This window comes from Pseudoalteromonas sp. J010, from assembly GCF_003934235.1.
Classification (GTDB): domain Bacteria; phylum Pseudomonadota; class Gammaproteobacteria; order Enterobacterales; family Alteromonadaceae; genus Pseudoalteromonas; species Pseudoalteromonas peptidolytica.
Map to the genome: position 1 here is coordinate 84,865 of NZ_RDBW01000019.1, position 17,738 is coordinate 102,602.

The following is a 17,738-nucleotide window of genomic DNA, read 5'->3' on the forward strand; positions in this document are numbered from 1 at the left end:
GGCTTTAGATTTCTTGCTTCAGAAAAAGCGAAGAGTCTTATGTTAGCGTGTAAGGCTTTTTGCCAGACTTTCAATCAGTAAAAATTGCTTGGCGATATCTTCAGCCCAAGTGGGGTCGTACTCTTTTTGCAATTTTTTCGGGCTGAATAGGTTGGCACCATAGTCAAGAGAGAGCAGTATATCGCTACCCTCTATAAACATTTGGGCTTTTACTTCGGGGATTTTTAACCCTTTTGGTAGGTTACTAGATGAGAAGAACGTTTTGACTTGTGACAATTTCGCCATATATTCTGGCGTGAGCACTTTGCGGCAGGTCTCTTCGTCTTTAGCATAGACTTGATACTCTTTTTCAAAGTCTTTTTGTTCAAATTTAACTCGCTGTAACCCTTTTAGAGATTGACGCCGACTTATCAGCATGTTCCAAAGTCCTGCATCTTGTAATACCACGATTGGAGTATCTATAGGTTTAGGCATACTCAACTTTATAACTGCACCATTAAACAAGCGTTTACTGTCATTGTTCTGATGAAGCGTGCGAATATGCACTTCAGTAAAGTAAAAATGAATGCCATTTACTTCGCCGTTAAATCCATCCTCAGCGACAGCTTGTCCTCCTTTGGTTAATATACCTGCACTGATAGCTTCCTCGCAGATAAGTAAATTACCGCCGACTGAATATTCTAAGTTAAGCGCCGAAGCAATTGGTGCCACCATATAAGCTCTAGTTAACACACCCTTGGTGAAAGACTTAAGAGAGCGTTTTAACAAAAAGTAGATAGGAATTATTGAGATTAGGAGAAAAGGCGCAAGAAATAGTAAGGGGATTGCAATACCAATCGCCCACCATTTATAGCGCTTAAGCGACTTTTCCTTGTTGTCGAGTTCTGTATCAAAGCCAGAGTTTGTTTTGTCTAAATTGTAATAGGCCTCTTTTAACTGCATCTCAACGCCAGCTAGACGCTGATCAATATGATGGAGAGACCTTTGTTCTAATAATGGCATAAACTTTCCTTGTAAGTCGCAATGGTAATGGTGAAAAATTGTACCTTGTAACACTTTATAAAGTAAGAGGTATAGAGTGGCGAATATAATAAAAGGCGAATACAGCTTGCTGCGTGACGCCTTTTGCTAATTTAGGGAATTGTTTACTCTTGAATCGCGTACTTAATATTAGCCTTGAATGCTTCTACTTCGAGCGGTGCATTTTCGTATCCATACTTTTGCATATCCGAGATGTGTTGGCGAAGTACATCTGCAAAACTTGCACGTTCGATTTGCAGGACGTGAACCAGCTCATGCGCAAGCTTTGGCCTATTTAACTCAAATCCATGGCGAACGTAAATTGAGTATCCGAATACCTGAGCGTTGTTTACTATTCCTTCGCCAATAAAGCCCAGAGACTCACCCATTGCCTTTAGTGCTTTGTTCTCGATAGGAAATGGGACAGTATCAAGATAAATGATGCGAACTTTTTCTGGGTGCTTAATCCCGATTTCTCTTGCCAATGCAATGCCACTGGCATCAAGCGGTATACCTACCTCTCTACCTTGCGACTCAATTTGTTGAGCCCAAGTAATATATTCTCCCAGTAATGTCTGCATATCGAAAGGTGCGTCTTTCGCTTGTGTGACGGCACTCAGCAAGATTGTCACACTCAAACATAAAGATTTTATCGTCATTTTTTACCTTTTTAATCAAAGTAGTATTACGTCAGGGGTTAATATCTTGATGGGAAAGCGCTGGACTACATTGGTCGTTCTGAAAAATATTAGAGTCACTACCTTTCCTTATGATTAATACAAAGGAGTGGATGTAGTGAAAAATGAAATTCACATTTTTAAAAGCTACCGTTATAGCGTTCATGCCGTTGACAAAATATAAGGTGAAATCATCCCTATAATAGCAAAGCCAATTACATCTGTGATGGCTGAGTTTATCTAGTAATACCAATTATCTTAATTAACCTTAGCTCGGGATAGTACCCTGTTCTTTAGCAGCTGTCATTACTTATGGCTGCGTCAGATTTACTCCTTCAAATTAAGCAAGTATTAAGTCAAATTGGTATGATGTGCGAGTGGCAAAATAAAGGTAAACTTAGCTCCGCCAAGTTCAGTTGAGCAACCAACATGACAGTTCCCCTTATGCCAAGTGGCAATCTTGCGTACAATTGCAAGGCCAAGTCCATACCCTCCACCGCCTTTGCTACGGCTTGCATCAAGTCTAGAAAAGGGCACAAATACGGATTCCCACTGTGATTTTGGGATCCCATTACCATCATCTTCGACCTGAATATAGGCATGCTTTTTGTCACTTTCGGTACGGATCATGATGGTTGAGTTGCCGTACTTGTCTGCGTTTTGCACAATATTCTGGATAGCGCGAGATAAATAATGTGGGTTGGCTAGGAGGATAATTTCATCGCAGCTACCTTGAAAGGAAACCTGCTTATCAGTGAGTTTACTTAGTTTGCTTATTTGGTCTTGAACTAACTCATTAAGGCTAAGCGGGATCAGCTCTAGCTTTTTTACTTCAAATTCTAGCCGCGCATAGGCCAGCATTTCATCTATCATGGCCTCCATTTCCAACACATCATCAGCCATATCATTGCCTTGCTCTCGACTGTTTTCAGGTAGCATTGCAAGAGCAAATTTAAGTCTAGCCAAAGGGGTACGCAGATCATGAGACACGGCGTTGACTAATAGCTTTTGATTTTCAATCAGTCGTGCCACTTGCGATGCTAAGTGGTAGATTTGCTCTGTAAGATTAGAGATAGCAGAGAATCTAGAGCGTCGCGTCGTTTTAGGCACCTGACCTTGAGCGAGGCATTCGGTAATATAGCGAAGTTGTAAAAGGTCAAGCCAAAGCGGCCTTATCCACAACATGAGTAAAAAGGCCAATACAGCATAAGAGAGTAGCTTGATAAGCCATTGCTTGTTGGTCGCAGAGGTTGCAGGGGCGAGCGGCCCTAGTTGCAGCAATAAAGTTGACGCTGGTATTTTGAAAGTCAGCCAAGCACTGCCGGTATCATCAAAACTCGTTAGTATACCACCCTGTTTTAGGGTACTAGCTTGTTCTGGCAACCAAGCCACATCATCCATATCGAGTATTTTTATGGTGTCTGACTCTTTGGGTAAGCTATTGGGAGAAATACTGGACTTCAGTGTGTGTGCTATGGTTTTTGCATGGCGCAACTCGTCAGGTGCAGAATGCACCCAATGCGTCCAAATTGCTTCACTTACTTGGTTAATAATAACAATGCTGGTAAACACAGCTACATATAAGCTGAGGAATAGCTTTAACACAGATAAACTAATCCCAAGCAGACTTTGAACAAAGGTAACCTTTACCCCAAACGGTAATGAGTCGAGCCGGTTGCTCTAAGTTGTCACCGAGTTTTTTGCGCAGACGGCTAATACGTACGTCTACACTTCTATCCAAGCCGTCGTATTCACGTCCAACTACATGTTTGTAAATGTAATCACGGCTGAGGGTTTCTCCAGCATGACCTGCGAGTGTCTTTAATAAGTCAAATTCATAACTGGTGAGCTCTACTTCATGATTGGATAAATAGACTTTTCTGTCTGATTTATTGATCCGTAACTTGCCAAGCACGATAGAGTCTGATTTAACTTGTTCGCTTTGTGTGCGCCTTAATAGGGCGTTTAGCCGAGCCAGCAATACATAGGGTTCTACTGGTTTAATAATATAATCATCGGCACCAATTTCTAGTCCTTTGACATGATCAAAGTCGCTATCTTTGGCAGTTAAAAATAAAACTGGCCCTTTAAACTCACTTCGAGCCGCTTTACAAATGGAGAAACCATCAAGTCCGGGCAACATGATATCAAGAATAAGAATATCGGGCTTTTCTGCTTCAATCGCTTTTATCGCATTGATGCCATTGTGCAATTGTACGACCTCAAAGCCGTTGTGAATAAGAAACTTTGCGGTTAACTCCGCAAGCTTAACATCATCTTCAACTAGTAATACTTTTGCCATTAAAACACACTCCAGTCGCTTCTCAGTTTGCGTCGATATTGCTGGTTGACGCTTGTGTGTAGTTCGATAGTTTGTTTCGCAATCATGTTATTTTTAGCATCCCTCAAGCTAAAAATCATGGATTTTGATAGCGAGATGGTCTGTGTTGATTTTGCCTCAGCAGTTTGCTCCCAACATTGTAGTTTTTGTTCTTCTTGAAATAAGCACAAATTTCTTTGGAAGGGAGATTGCCACGCTATTTTTGCGGTCATTTCACAGCGTTGTCCTGCTTGCTTTACCATACAAGTAATGGGTTTAATTTCAAAGTTAACTTCATTGCTAGGTGTGGTTGAGGCGGTGCTAGAAGCACTAAACATTATAATTATTATTAAGTACAACCTAAAATTCATATTTTCCCCCGACAAAGACTGTCGCGGTATAGCTATCCTCGACTATCGGGCTATCTGTCATAACAGTATCAAGCTGTTGATATTTCGCGTTAAATTTGAAAGTCCACGATTTGCTTATGGGATATGAATAAGCAAAACTCAAATAGGGCTGGTAACTTGAGCTACCTTCATACCACAAGGCTGAGTTAAGGGTGTCGGCTTTATCAATCCCATAGTAGTAATCGATTAACTGTCTACTTTTCCATTTTAGCCCTGCTTTGATGAGTGCATGGGCATTTGGTGTATTATTGAAGCGGAATCGGTAACTGATACCAATATCCGCATTATAACCTTGATATGTGTTGGTGATGTCGCTCAGCCATGATGCTGTTACTTTGACATTATCATTGATAATCCAATGTGCTAGCACTCCCCCATCAACTGCCCATTTCCTTGACTTAATATCATCAAGTGAGATAACACGTTGCTCTGCGAGAAACTCACCTCCAGGTAATTCAGCACTGGCATCTAACAAACTTTTTTGTACAAAAATATTACTCGGGTGGAATTTCTCAAAATACGCTTGTTCTGTGTTAAATGTGCCAATTAAGCTGATGTCAAATTGGTCGTGATAGTAGAGCGTATAGCCTAATGTTCCATTATCTAAAAATAGGTTCTCGCCGTAATAGCTGATATAAGGCACTGCAATCAAAGGTATGTTATCACCGCCATGTAGTGGGTTGGTGATCACCCCGCCACCGAGTGCGACACCAAAACGCCATTGGCCAATAGCTGTACATTCGCTGTCATTGGCGTCACATGGCACTGTATTGGCACTTACCTTGGCGGCGAGCAGCAAAGTTAAGGCCACTAGTAACTTTTTCAATGTGAAACTCCAGTTTGAGTGATACAAATTTGTTTCGTTAGCTGATCTATTTTGATGACAGAAAGCTGTGTTGATAACACCACTGTCGCATTTTGTTATCACCAAGCCATTTGTGTCCATGTTGGTGACGTTAAATAAAAAGCGTTAATGCCGTCAGTGTTTGATTTCCTCAACTTGAGTCAGTATTAAAACAAAATGGTAGTCGTTTTTTGGCGGTGAGTGGTCAGCCTGCCCTAATGTGTAATTTACCAGTCGCGGTACAAATTACCAGAAAGGGTAACATTAAATAACAAAACAAACGCTGATGATAACAGAAATGCCGGCGTAAAAGTTTAGGCTTAATTGACGCTTAACTTTCAAGGATAACATTATGAATTACAAAATTTGGTTGAGCTTACCACTTGCTGCAGGTTTGAGTGCATGTGGTGGTAGCAGCAACAATGAAGAGAATAAGACGTTGCCAGCGCTCAATGCGCTAAATAACAGTACGGCACCGCTACAAGCATCTTCTGCAGCGCAATTTAGTCAGTTTGTTAAAAATGGTATTTTTATCGCAAGTGGAGGGGGGAAAAACGGTGAAGACGTGTCGGAAAACCCAGCCGCTACTACCGTAACAACGCCATACTCTGGGACAAACCAGCTTGTGGATGGGGTATCACAAAGCGACCGGATCAAGTTTGACGGGCGCTATTTGTATATTGCTGGGACGACGGAGGTTGCCTACGAGGGGGACAGCAGTAAAACCTTCGTTAGAGTGTTAGATACTGTGGCTGACGAAGTGCCAGTACAAGTGAATGAACTTATTGTGTCGGACTCAGCGTTTGCTAGCCAAAACCTCTATTTACAGGATCACCAGTTAATCAGTGTATTGATGGATTATGATTACGGCTTTGCAGACGACATATCGATACAGTCAATCCAGCCACAAGTGGATTATCAAGGTTTTATAGAGCTGGCTTTCAGTGACGTATCCATGCCCGAACAAGCAGCCGTCGAGAAACGCTTTCGGATGGATGGCTCACTAGTTGGTAGTCGTCTAATAGGTGATACTCTGTATGTAATAGCTGAACATACATTGAGTTACAGTGGATATACGGACAATGACAGATTAGCAAGCTATAACCAACTAATGGATATGGATGTCAACGCACTGCTCCCTACCTTTAAAAACCTACAAACAAACGCAGAAGCACCATTAGTCGCAGCAGATAGTTGCTATCTGCCTGCAGATGCAACGGCATTAGATGGCTACCATGGCTTAACCACCATAACCCAAGTGAATATTGACACTCCTGATGACTTTAAAACAACATGCGTAAGCACCCGAACCGCGGGCTTTTATATGTCAGCGACGGCGCTATATCTGTATAACTACACATTCGCCGATAACACTGATGAGGTCAATACCGCGATTTGGCAACCTCATGGTTTAGTATTACACCAATTGACACTAAATAATGAAGGGGTAACTTATCAAGCGACAGGAGAGGTTGAAGGTCAGCTTGCACAGGTGAGTAGTAACATGGCGGCAACGCGATTTGATGAACAAGACGGTATGCTCAGAGTGTTCACAAGTAAATATGACACTAGCATGGGAAATAGCCACAAGCTGCATATTCTAAAACCAGAAGGCAACACATTGGTAACAGTTGCCACTTTGCCAAATGATAAATATCCCACCCCAATTGGTAAAGTGAACCCACAAACCAATCAAGTAGATGAAGATGTGTACGCCGTGCGGTATTTTGGCGATACTGCCTATGTTGTTACTTTTAGGCAAATAGACCCTTTATATGTCTTAGATTTATCCGATGTTACAGAGCCTAAAATGGTTGGCAGCCTAGAAGTACCCGGTTTTTCCTCATATTTACACCCAATTGGCGAAGGCTTATTGCTTGGCGTTGGACAACATGTAACGGAGCCAAACTCTGAAGTCGCTTCAGGTACACAAGTGAGTTTATTTGATGTGGCTGATCCGGCGGCACCTAAGCTGTTAAAAGCACATATCTTTGAAGGGGGATTTACGCCACTGGAGTATGATTATCGTACGCTGGCGATGCTAAAAGACAATGAGTCAGTGACGCGATTTACGTTACCTATTGTGTATTGGACTACCGAACAAGAGAGTGACGCTAGCTCCACTTGGTATACTGCTAATGACTTGGCTGCATTTGAAGTAGTGCAAGGAGTGGACTCCACGTTGACCTACCGTGGTAGCAGCCGAGCAGCGCTAACCTCGCCTATTAGTAATGATAAAGTGCTGGGATATACCGAGGCGGATAGGGGGCTTATCCAAGGCGATAAACTTTTGTACATACATGGCAACTATGTGTGGCAAAGCGATTGGTTAACACCTCAAAATAACACCGGCCCACATTAGAGCAGATGGTTACCGTTTGAACTCTTAACGTCGTTTTAGGGGGATTTCACAGTCTTGTTGTACATGGTTTTGTTGTGTAGCGGTGAACTGTAGCACCGCAGCCTACCGTTTCAGTAAGAGCGTTACATTTGCTGAGTCTGTATCGATAAAATCATGATTTTAGCCCCACCTAATGTGGGGCTTTTTTGTAATTACCGTGGCCTAAACCACAGTATTTACTTTAAAATTGGTACTTGGCACCAATGAACGCAAAGCGTCCAACACCAGAACCATAAGCACTATCAAAGTTACCTCTACCACCGACAATAAACGGTCCCTTTTCATCGAATAGATTGTTGATACCACCATAAATCGATAAAGAGCGATCGTTATTCAAATCCATGCTGTAGTTTACACTGATACTATGGGTGACAACCGATGGCAGTGAACCTTGCCACAGTGGCTCAGGGTTACTGATGCAGCTTGACTCTCCAGCGGCACAACGGGCATCATTTTTCGTCATTGCAGCTTGCCAATCTTCATATCGAGAGCGACTTGCTTCCACAGCACCTTTGTACTTTGTACTCCAGCGCACACGCCAGTCATTTTTGTACCAAGTCAGTGCAATCGCGCCCTTGTCTTCAAAAATGTCATCGCCTAAGTAGCCTTCGTATAAATCCTCATATTGGCCATCAGGACCCGTACTGGTGATTGAATACTCGATGACGTGCGTCCAATCCGCTTTTACCTTAAAGCGGCCATATTCACTGGCATCGTACAGATACTCCATGGCAATATCGTAACCTTTGGTGCGAATTTCATCAGTGTTAATAACGCGCTGATTTACTTCAAAGATCTGCCCTTCTTCATCACGCTTGATGTCGCGACAAAATTCATTTTCGCTGCCATATTCCATGGATGAGGCATAACAGAATTTGATGATATCTTCGTTGCCCAGCGCCGTAACTGCATCATCGATTTGAATATCATAATAGTCTAACGCCATTCTAAGGTTGGGAATAAACGAAGGGGCAAGGGACAAGCCAAGCGTAATTGTATCAGCTGTTTCTTCAAACAACTCATTATTCCCTGAGTTTGGAGAATAGCCATTATTCTCATCTTCAAACTTCCCTTCTGCAGCAATGGTAGCGAGGATCCCTGCCTCTTTTCGACAGTTATCATGTCCCGGCTCCATTGAAGTGGCAGTAACGCCATCGCAAATATCATCAAAGCTATCATAATCACCACGAGGCGGAGACATTAGCTCTGTGATAGTAGGTGCTCTCATCGCTCTGGCCCAATTGGCCCGGATTGAGTAACCTTCAATTGGCTCGTAGATAAATCCAGCTTTATAGCTTTGGATAAGCCCTGTATTTGCCCAGCTGTAATCGGCAATACGAGCTGACACTTCTGCACTAAGAGACTTAGCCAAGGGGGCATCTTTTAGTAACGGCAACGAAAGCTCAGCAAAAACTTCTCGCACGCTCACATCACCATCAAAAGTAGGTACATAGTTGAAGGTTACACCGCCATTAGGCACATTGGTAGCGACACTCTGACTGTCTTTTCTATATTCGAAACCAAAAGCAGAGCCTACAGCGCCTGCTGGTAGCTCAAATAAATCGCCGGTGATGAAACCAGATACAGTAACCTGATCGATATCTGTGGTTATGGATGGATTAGCTCGAATATAATTAGCGGCTTCTGCTGTGATTGACCCTTCACCAAATAAATTGATTGGTACGCAACCTTGGCCTCGAGCTTGTTCATCTTTACATTGAATGGTGCCGTCTGCTAGACGCTCAGCGTTGAGTGCTTGTTTGACACGCGCAACAAAGATTTCGTTACTACGGTTTTGCTCTTGTTTGAACTCGCCATAACCTACGGAGACATCCCACTCCCAGTCATCCCACAGGTAGCCGCGTAATCCACCCCATGTCCTAATCGTCGTTCTTTCATTGTCGTTGATGATATTTCCCACTTCTGAGAACAGTCGATCCCATTTTACGCCTTTTGAACTTGCTTCTGCGCGGATAGCGTCAGGCATATAGGGATTATCATAGGGAATACGGCCCATACAATCTGAGCCAAATTGATTGTTTGCAGGATCGTATGTAACTATCGCATCGCACTCATCTTCACTTTCTGGTGATTTGACATTGCGTGAGGTGTTGCGGCTGTATTGTAATTGGAAGTAGGCTTCTACTTCATTGTCAAACTCATACTCAGTTTTTACTGCTGCAGAAATATCTTTATCTGGCACTTTTAACATCGTAAATTGGTTGAAGTCGATGCCGTGACGTTCTTCTTGCCAATCGTTTCTTAACGTTGTGCCATCGTACCAAAAACCGGCGTCGGGTTTAAAGCTGCTCGACTCGTCAAAGACGCCACCAGGGATAGAATCGCTGAGGCTAGTCCATTGTGATTTGTCGATGTCTCGCATACATTGATAGGCTGTTTTTGTGTCGGGATCGTAAGTTGCTGTTAGCATCACGTTGCACATACGCTCTTCATCGTAGTCCCAGCTGTCTTGCTGTTGGGCACGTTTTCTATCCCAGTAACTTAAGCCTTTTTCTTCATCATACGTGGCACTGAAAAAGAAGTAGCCCTTACCATCGTCGTAGCTGGTACCGTAGTCTGCGCTTATTGTGTATTCTGCTGCGCCACCTTGTGTACTTTCTCCTCCACGAGCATGGAAAGTTGCCCCTTCTTTATCTTGTTGTGTAATGATATTTACCACCCCAGCGATGGCATCAGAACCATAGGCAGCTGAAGCGCCTCCAGTGATAATTTCTACTCGGTCAACCATGCCTTTAGGGATAGTTGAGAGGCTAACGTAATTGCCTGAGTAGCTATTGGAAACCACTCTGCGACCATCAATCAGGGTTAACGTGCGGCTAACCCCTAACTCTCTGAGGTCGATTGTAGAAAGTCCCGTATTTTGAACGCTACTTTGCGAGTTTCCGTTACCTGTTCCTTCGCTGACTTGCGGCATTTCTTCGAACAAAATATCCGCCAGTGAACCAAACCCAGCATCATTCAAAGACTCCGCATTCATTGTTGCAATTGGTGTTGGCACCGAAAAGCTGTCTCTTTTAATCCTCGATCCGGTGATCACTATTTTTTCAAGCGCCTGATCCTCGGCCTGAGTGTTGGTTGTCGAGCTCGTTTGCTCTACCTGTTGACGTTCAATCTGTTGCGCTTGTGCAGTTGTGGAATGACTACATGCGAGTGCGATAGATAGGGTAATGAGTTTTAATTTATTATTAGGTAACACGGTGATCCCTTTTCTAATTGTTGTTCATTGATTTAGGGTCTGCTGGGCGGGGAATGCCTTATTGTTTCACAAACAAAAGGTGATATTCTGGACCAGTGTTGCTCATTCTGACCATCCCTTTAGTACATGCAATGATACCAATATCTATTCTTTAACGTTTTTAGCTCTATTTAATATCTATTTAAAAATAAGCATTTAAAACAGATGGTTAATTAATACTTTAAGATGGATTTAAATACGAAAGTGGCATTCATCGTGTAAATTTTTTCATTTAGACACTAATTTAGGTATGATTTATTGCATACTTATTCACAGATGAAATCATGCAGCACGACACTACTTTTCAGTTATTAGGCGTAAACATCGACCCTATTGGACATAGTATGTCTAAAGATGGGAAAGTGTGTTGTGTCCAACCAAAGTTTATTGAGGTATTGTCAGTATTGGCACGTGCCTACCCCAACGTAGTAACACGTGAAGAGATCATTGCTCAAGTATGGGATGGTAATCTTTTTGTTGGTGAAAAAGCCTTGACCAATGCTATTTGGCATTTGCGAAAAACCTTCAAAACACTGGATTGTGGCGCTGAAAATACAGAAAACGAGGTTATCGAAACCATTCGTAAGTCAGGGTATAGATTAAAAGTTCCTCCTCATTTTGAACCCGCAGCTATTAGCTCTGAGGTACAACCTAATATTGCACAGTTTATAAGTGTCAACAAAGTCATGATGTTGACAACTTTGTGTATTTTAGTCGTCACTTTAATGCTGTATTTGAACAGTGACCGCCCAAACGATGCGCTCGTTGACGTAACCGATTACCCCGGGCGAGAGTTGTTTCCAAGTATTTCTCCTAATGGGCAATTTATGGCCTTTGCATGGCGAAAGCTCGGTGGTCATGCACATCTGTATTTAAAAGATCTTACTCAACCAAACCGTCCACCTATTAAGCTCAGTAATGGTAACGAAAATGCGTCTGTTTCGGTGTGGGCGCGAGACAACCAAACGGTATTTTTCATTGCAAAGCAAGCGGGTAAGTGTGCCATCAAGTCGCTAAATACAGTGACTAAAGCACAAAAAGTGCTCGCAGATTGCCCTGTAAACACGACGACCACACTGACCTACTCGGCAGAAAAAAATCTACTTGGGTTTGTTGCGAAAAAAAGTGAAGGTAGTGGCGGGCAGGTCGTCTTACTTGACTTAACTCATCTGACCGAAACGGTCTTAGATTGCCAGTTGAACTGTCAAGATAGCTACCCTGAAAGTATTGTGATGTCACCGGATGCTTCTAAAATCGTGATCAGTCGCAACTTACCCAATGGTTTAGAAAACCTCTACCTGAAAATACTGGACTCAGGTCGGGAGATTACGCTTCTACAAGGTCATGATGACTTACGAGGAGTGACTTGGCACCCTACTGACAATTACCTTGTGGTGTCATCTATAGAGCATGGTGCACGTAAAGCATATAAAGTGTCACTTGACGGCAAGATATTGGCCTCGCTACCGTTTTCTGGGCTCAGCTACCCAAATTTCAGCGCTTCCGGAGCGCTTTATTTTCATAATTGGGAGATAGATACTTCTATTATGAAACTTGATTTAAGTGCAGCTGTAGCAAGCTCCCCATTTCCAATTTTACACTCACAAGTGAGCTTTCGTTACCCTGATTACTCATCAGATTCAGAGCAGTTGCTTTTTATTTCTAATCAGTCTGGCTTTGATGAAGTGTGGATGTCTAACCTCAAAGGTGACGAGCGAGTACAGCTAACCCAATTAGAGTTACAAGCGTTGCATCCAGCATGGTCCAAAGATGGCAGCAAAGTAGTTTTTATCACTAAATCATCGCAGGGGAGTCAGCTCCAGCTACTGGATGTAGCCGACAAGCAAGTGATCCAAATAAAAACCGGTCTTGAGTATCATGGCAAGCCTAGCTGGTCCTCTGACGACAAGCATATATATGTCTCAGATGGCAAAGACATATTTCGAGTGTCAATAGAGGCACATCAAAAGCCCGTGACTAAGTTAACCGCTGGGACGACGGCGATTGAGTACAAAGATGCCTTATACATATACAAAAGTGAACAACAAGAAATGTGGAAAATGGATCTGATGTCTAAAGAACATCAGCATTTATTTACTGGGGCATATTTAGCATCAAGCGCGAGCTGGTCAGTGTCTCGTTCAGGTATCTACTACTTATCTGTTCATCGTGGTGATTTTCGCATTAGCTACTTTGACTTTGCGAGTAAACAACATAAAGACATTATCCGTGTGCCTGAGCGCAGTTTTAGCCGCAGTAGGGGACTGGAGTTTATTGAAACAAAAAACTGGCTATTGTTTACAGGCTATGAGATCCCGCAAGTCGATATAAAGCGTATTGATAGACTCTAATGTTGAGTGAAGCAACACGTTAAGGTTTTCTCGCCTCAAAAGAGACCACTTAATTAAGAACATTGGTATAAATTGAAGGAATTGAAAATGATTGAAGTTGGACAAAAACTACCTCAGGCACAACTGAGCGAGCTCACCGCAGATGGCATGGTTAATCATGATGTCGCTACCTGCTTTGCCGGTAAAAAGGTAGTTCTTTTTGCCGTGCCAGGCGCATTTACACCTACATGCTCAGCTTCGCACCTGCCTGGTTTTGTGGTTAATGCAGATGAGTTTACCGCCAAAGGTGTGGATATTATCGCATGTGTATCAGTAAACGATGCTTTTGTGATGAAAGCGTGGGGTGAAGCACAAAATGCACAAGCCATTATGATGCTTGGCGACGGTGATGGCAGCTTCACAAAAGCAATTGGGCTGGACATGGATACCGGTGCTTTTGGTGGCCTGCGCTCGCAGCGCTACGCCATGGTGATTGAAGATGGTGTAGTGACAAGCCTGAATGTGGAGCAACCAAAACAATTTGAGGTAAGCAAAGCTGAAGTTATCTTAGCTTTGCTCTAGCCTATGAGTTGAGGATAATGAATGTGTCTTAACTAGCAGCGAGAAAGGCATTAATTAAACCGAACTCAGATCAGTTATCCTAATTTCGGGTCAATTATCCGAATTTCAAGTCACTTACTCATCGTTTAGGTTGTTTAGCTGAAAAAACGCAACTTGGTCGGTGAGTAGTTTAGCTTGATTTTCCATGTGCTTTCCTGAGCGGGAAGTGGTTTCTACTAGCGTCACATTTTGTTGGGTGATGTTATCCATTTGCGCAATCGTGGTGGATACCGCAGAGATCCCATCCGCTTGCTCTTTGCCTGCATTGTCTATCTCTTCGACCATCTGACTGACATCTGCGATAGACTGCATCAGTTCCTCAAAGGTTACACCAGACTCATACACAAGCTTGCTGCCTTGTGCTACTGCATCCACACTATTTTTAATTAACGACTTAATTTCCCGCGCGGCTGATGCACTGCGCTGTGCTAAGTTTCTGACTTCACCTGCAACAACGGCAAAACCACGACCGGCCTCTCCTGCTCGTGCTGCCTCAACTGACGCATTGAGTGCCAGTAAATTAGTTTGAAAAGCAATTTCATCAATTACGCTAATAATGTCAGATATTTTCGTGCTGTAGGATTCTATTTTTCCCACCGCTGTGATGGCATCATCAATTGATGCTTTACCTGAATGCGCTTTTTCGCTAACAAATGTCGCTTTTTCGGCAGCATGACTGGCGCTATTTGCATTTTTCTTGACGGTGGCAGTGAGCTCTTCCATTGTTGCTGCGGTTTCTTCCAAGCTCGCGGCTTGGTTTTCAATTCGGCTATTTAAGTCTTCGTTATTGCTGGCAATTTGCTTTGCAACATCGAATACTTGCTCAGCGCCGCGATTGATTGTGTTGACCAAATCACTCAGCTTATCAAATAAGCCATTCATAGCTTGCTGAAGTACGCTAAATTCGCCATCTAGCGGCACGGTGATACGATGCCTTAGGTCGCCTTGTTCCATCGCGAATATTGCCGCTTTAATACACTCAACAGCTTGTTTTTGAGCCGTAATATCGGTTGCATATTTGACGACTTTAAAAGGTTTCCCTTTTTGATCTAGGATAGGGTTATAAGATGCTTGGATCCAAACATGGTTACCATGCTTATCGTGCCTTAGGTATTGCCCTGAATCGAACTCACCTCTATTAAGCTTATGCCAAAACTCTTGATACTCGGCACTGTTTGCTTGTTTAGCTGTGGCAAAAAGGCGATGATGCTTACCTTGAATTTCCTCCAGTTTGTAGTGCATGGTGTCAAGAAATAGCTCATTTGCCCATAAAATAGTTCCATCCATTGCAAACTCGATCACCGCTTGTGACTTGCGGATTGCAGCTAATTGCCCTGAAAAGTCGGCATGGCTCAGCTTTTGCTTGGTTATGTCGGTCGCAAACTTGACCACTTTAAGTGGTTTACCTTGCTCGTCCAAAATTGGGTTATAGGTTGCGCTGATCCAGACCTCTTTGCCTCCTTTGGCCAAACGATGAAACTCGCCTGACTCAAACTGTCCTTGCTGAAGGCGTTGCCAAAAGGCTTTATATTCGGTGCTTTGAGCATAGTCTTCTGCAACAAATAAACGGTGGTGTTGGCCGATAACCTCTTCTTCTTTGTAACCCATAGTGGATAAAAAGTTTTGGTTGGCTTTTAAAATATTTCCCTGTAAATCAAATTCAATGACGGCTTGTGAACGATTGATCGCCGCAATTTGCCCTGCAGAGTCAAAAGAAGCGAGTTTGGTAGCTGTGATGTCCGAGGCGTACTTTATAATTTTGTAAACATCACCGCTTTCATCACGTATGGGTGTATAGGTTGCTTGTATCCAAAGTGTTTGCCCTGTTTTAGTGACGCGCTTGAATTCGCCTGATTGATGCAGCCCTTGCCGCAGAGCTTGCCAAAAAGCGATATATTGGCTACTTAAAGCCTCATTGTTATCCATGAATATTTGATGGTGTTGGCCTTGTACTTCTGTCAGCTTGTATCCAACGGCATCTAAAAAGAGTGGATTTGCGGTAATGATATTGCCGTTCGGGTCAAACTCAATAACCGCTTGAGTTTGCTCGATGGCGCTGATTTGATGCTGATATGTCGCCTCTTGAAACTTTTGCTCCGAAATATCAATAGCGTATTTAATTATTTTACTCAGCTGATTATTGGCGTTAACGATAGGGGTATAAGTGGCATGTAGCCATACCGTTTTACCGGATTTTGTTTTTCTTTTATATTCACCCTCAAAGCTTTTTGCACTGTTTAGCTGTTGTAAAAACAATTGATAGTCTTCACTTTTGGCATCGTTATCTTCAACAAACATACTGTGATGTTGATTCTGGATCTCAGCTAGCTCATAACCCAGCAATGATAAAAATTTGTCGTTTGCGGATAAAACAGTGCCATCAGCGTTAAATTCAACCATTGCAAACGAAGATGAAAGTGCTTGCAGGCTTGCTCGTGCAGTATTGATAGTGGTGCGGTAATGGCTAATATCTGTTGCAATCAACACAATCCTCCCTTGAGGTGTTTTGGAGAGCTCAAGCAGTAATGGCTTAATTACTTGCTTTGCGGTGTCAAAGGCTATTTCAACGCTAACTTGAGATTGGCTCGCCAATTGCGTAATGGCTTGCTTTAGGGCGCTTTTGTGTTTTGGGCTGCGGCAAATTTGATTGATTGAAGTAAGCTGTACATCGGGTGTATACCCCAGCAGCTGCTTAAACCGGTTACTGACCTCAATAGTATTTCCTTGATGATCAATCTCAAGGTACGCAGTGGTTTTTTTTATGTGCTGAAAAAGAGGAGCGTCTAGGTCATTGTCCCTTTTTGCCTTTCCTAAGCCAAACATGATCATAACAAACTTACCCATAGTAGGTTATTTAACAGTAGTAACTATAGTGTAGTTATTTAGCTGTGCCACAACATTATCGTATAAGCCAAGCTACTGGCTACTGGCTACTGGCTACTGGCTACTGGCTACTGGCTACTGAGTAAGTGAACCTCTTAAGCTTAACGTGCCGCTAATTACCTATACAGATAATTAGGGTATAGCCGTAACTCAAATGTCTTGGTAAAATCTTCGACAATTTTTACAAAACGAGCATTAAGATGGGCAGAGCATTTGAAGTCCGCAAAAACGCCATGGCAAAAACGGCGGCGGCAAAAACAAAAGTAAACTCAAAATACGGAAAAGAGATTTACGTTGTTGCTAAAAATGGCGGCGCAGATCCTGAAACTAACTTGTCGTTACGTCGTTTAATCGATAAAGCAAAAAAAGATCAAGTTCCTGCGCACGTAATCGACAAAGCAATTGAAAAGGCAGCCGGTGGTGCCGGTGAAGACTACACGCCAGCACGTTACGAGGGATATGGCCCTGGTAACAGCATGATCATCGTTGACTGCCTAACAGATAACATGAATCGTACAATCAAAGATGTACGCTTACCGTTTACCAAAACTGGCTCAAACCTAGGAAGTCCAGGTTGTGTTGCGCATATGTTTGATCACTTTGCAATCCTTGGCTTTGCAGGTGATGATGACGAGTCAGTTTTGGAAGCGCTAATGATGGCTGATGTCGATGTGACTGACGTGGAAGTAGAAGACGGTCAGGTATCGGTTTTTGCTCCACATACTGAGTACTTCAAAGCAAAAACTGCATTAACAGAAGCGTTTGAAGGCATCACATTTGAAGTAGATGAAATCACTTGGGTGCCGCAAACACATGTAGAAATAGATGATGCAGAAGCGATTGAAACATTCGAAAAGCTAATCAATATGCTAGAAGATGTCGATGACGTACAAAACGTTTATCACAATGCAATCATAAAAAGATAATATCTGCGCTTACGTTCAAAGTAGGTAGATAGAAGGCCGACACTGCTCGG

At 42.8% G+C, this 17,738-nt stretch carries 12 protein-coding genes; 4 read left to right on the forward strand and 8 right to left on the reverse strand.

Translation table 11 applies throughout. From position 1 onward, the window contains the following. Positions 1-42: 42 nt before the first annotated feature. The 6 genes from EAG18_RS11750 to EAG18_RS11775 all read right to left on the reverse strand — a co-directional run bounded on the left by EAG18_RS11750 (position 43) and on the right by EAG18_RS11775 (position 5,253). Complete coding sequence (locus EAG18_RS11750; protein WP_125252576.1) at positions 43-1,002, reverse strand: DUF3137 domain-containing protein; 960 nt, start codon at positions 1,000-1,002, stop codon at positions 43-45. A 143-nt stretch (positions 1,003-1,145) separates the two neighbouring features. Then, positions 1,146-1,679 carry a hypothetical protein gene (locus EAG18_RS11755; RefSeq protein WP_125252577.1) on the reverse strand — a complete coding sequence of 178 codons (534 nt, stop codon included), beginning with the start codon at positions 1,677-1,679 and terminating at the stop codon, positions 1,146-1,148. Between the two features lie 369 nt (positions 1,680-2,048). Next, positions 2,049-3,302: an ATP-binding protein gene (locus tag EAG18_RS11760; protein ID WP_125252578.1), complete on the reverse strand. Its 1,254-nt coding sequence runs from the start codon at positions 3,300-3,302 to the stop codon at positions 2,049-2,051. 7 nt (positions 3,303-3,309) lie between these two features. After that, positions 3,310-3,999 (reverse strand): response regulator, encoded by a 690-nt coding sequence (locus EAG18_RS11765; RefSeq protein ID WP_125252579.1) that lies wholly within the window; start codon positions 3,997-3,999, stop codon positions 3,310-3,312. Beyond that, positions 3,999-4,355 carry a DUF3019 domain-containing protein gene (locus tag EAG18_RS11770; protein ID WP_241651713.1) on the reverse strand — a complete coding sequence of 119 codons (357 nt, stop codon included), beginning with the start codon at positions 4,353-4,355 and terminating at the stop codon, positions 3,999-4,001. The genes EAG18_RS11765 and EAG18_RS11770 overlap by 1 nt, the downstream gene beginning before the upstream one ends. Before the next feature lie 22 nt (positions 4,356-4,377). Further along, positions 4,378-5,253 carry a MipA/OmpV family protein gene (locus EAG18_RS11775; protein ID WP_217704717.1) on the reverse strand — a complete coding sequence of 292 codons (876 nt, stop codon included), beginning with the start codon at positions 5,251-5,253 and terminating at the stop codon, positions 4,378-4,380. A gap of 370 nt (positions 5,254-5,623) precedes the next feature. Between EAG18_RS11775 and EAG18_RS11780 the strand changes: the two genes are divergently transcribed. Beyond that, positions 5,624-7,633 (forward strand): beta-propeller domain-containing protein, encoded by a 2,010-nt coding sequence (locus EAG18_RS11780; protein WP_125252581.1) that lies wholly within the window; start codon positions 5,624-5,626, stop codon positions 7,631-7,633. 220 nt (positions 7,634-7,853) lie between these two features. Here EAG18_RS11780 and EAG18_RS11785 read toward each other — a convergent pair whose 3' ends face one another. Next, complete coding sequence (locus EAG18_RS11785) at positions 7,854-10,889, reverse strand: TonB-dependent receptor (protein ID WP_125252582.1); 3,036 nt, start codon at positions 10,887-10,889, stop codon at positions 7,854-7,856. A gap of 323 nt (positions 10,890-11,212) precedes the next feature. Here EAG18_RS11785 and EAG18_RS11790 point away from each other — a divergent pair, with 323 nt between their 5' ends. Together EAG18_RS11790 and EAG18_RS11795 are read left to right on the forward strand one after the other, a co-directional pair. After that, positions 11,213-13,279, forward strand: coding sequence for a winged helix-turn-helix domain-containing protein (locus EAG18_RS11790; RefSeq protein WP_125252583.1), 2,067 nt, complete (start codon positions 11,213-11,215; stop codon positions 13,277-13,279). Between the two features lie 87 nt (positions 13,280-13,366). Beyond that, a complete protein-coding gene (locus EAG18_RS11795; RefSeq protein WP_125252584.1) occupies positions 13,367-13,840 on the forward strand; it encodes a peroxiredoxin in 474 nt (157 codons plus the stop codon). A 114-nt stretch (positions 13,841-13,954) separates the two neighbouring features. On the opposite strand, the gene EAG18_RS11800 is transcribed toward EAG18_RS11795, so the two are convergent. Beyond that, on the reverse strand, positions 13,955-16,723 hold the full coding sequence (locus EAG18_RS11800; RefSeq protein WP_275557280.1) for a methyl-accepting chemotaxis protein: 2,769 nt from the start codon (positions 16,721-16,723) through the stop codon (positions 13,955-13,957). A 239-nt stretch (positions 16,724-16,962) separates the two neighbouring features. Here EAG18_RS11800 and EAG18_RS11805 point away from each other — a divergent pair, with 239 nt between their 5' ends. Then, a complete protein-coding gene (locus EAG18_RS11805) occupies positions 16,963-17,688 on the forward strand; it encodes a YebC/PmpR family DNA-binding transcriptional regulator (RefSeq protein ID WP_125252585.1) in 726 nt (241 codons plus the stop codon). Positions 17,689-17,738 lie beyond the last annotated feature (50 nt).

Bases quoted from the DNA above. Each gene is read 5' to 3' on its own strand.
- EAG18_RS11750 (WP_125252576.1), bottom strand. From the start codon at position 1,002: ATGCCATTATTAGAACAAAGGTCTCTCCATCATATTGATCAGCGTCTA.
- EAG18_RS11755 (WP_125252577.1), bottom strand. From the start codon at position 1,679: ATGACGATAAAATCTTTATGTTTGAGTGTGACAATCTTGCTGAGTGCC.
- EAG18_RS11765 (WP_125252579.1), bottom strand. From the start codon at position 3,999: ATGGCAAAAGTATTACTAGTTGAAGATGATGTTAAGCTTGCGGAGTTA.
- EAG18_RS11770 (WP_241651713.1), bottom strand. From the start codon at position 4,355: ATGTTTAGTGCTTCTAGCACCGCCTCAACCACACCTAGCAATGAAGTT.
- EAG18_RS11780 (WP_125252581.1), top strand. From the start codon at position 5,624: ATGAATTACAAAATTTGGTTGAGCTTACCACTTGCTGCAGGTTTGAGT.
- EAG18_RS11790 (WP_125252583.1), top strand. From the start codon at position 11,213: ATGCAGCACGACACTACTTTTCAGTTATTAGGCGTAAACATCGACCCT.
- EAG18_RS11795 (WP_125252584.1), top strand. From the start codon at position 13,367: ATGATTGAAGTTGGACAAAAACTACCTCAGGCACAACTGAGCGAGCTC.
- EAG18_RS11800 (WP_275557280.1), bottom strand. From the start codon at position 16,723: ATGGGTAAGTTTGTTATGATCATGTTTGGCTTAGGAAAGGCAAAAAGG.
- EAG18_RS11805 (WP_125252585.1), top strand. From the start codon at position 16,963: ATGGGCAGAGCATTTGAAGTCCGCAAAAACGCCATGGCAAAAACGGCG.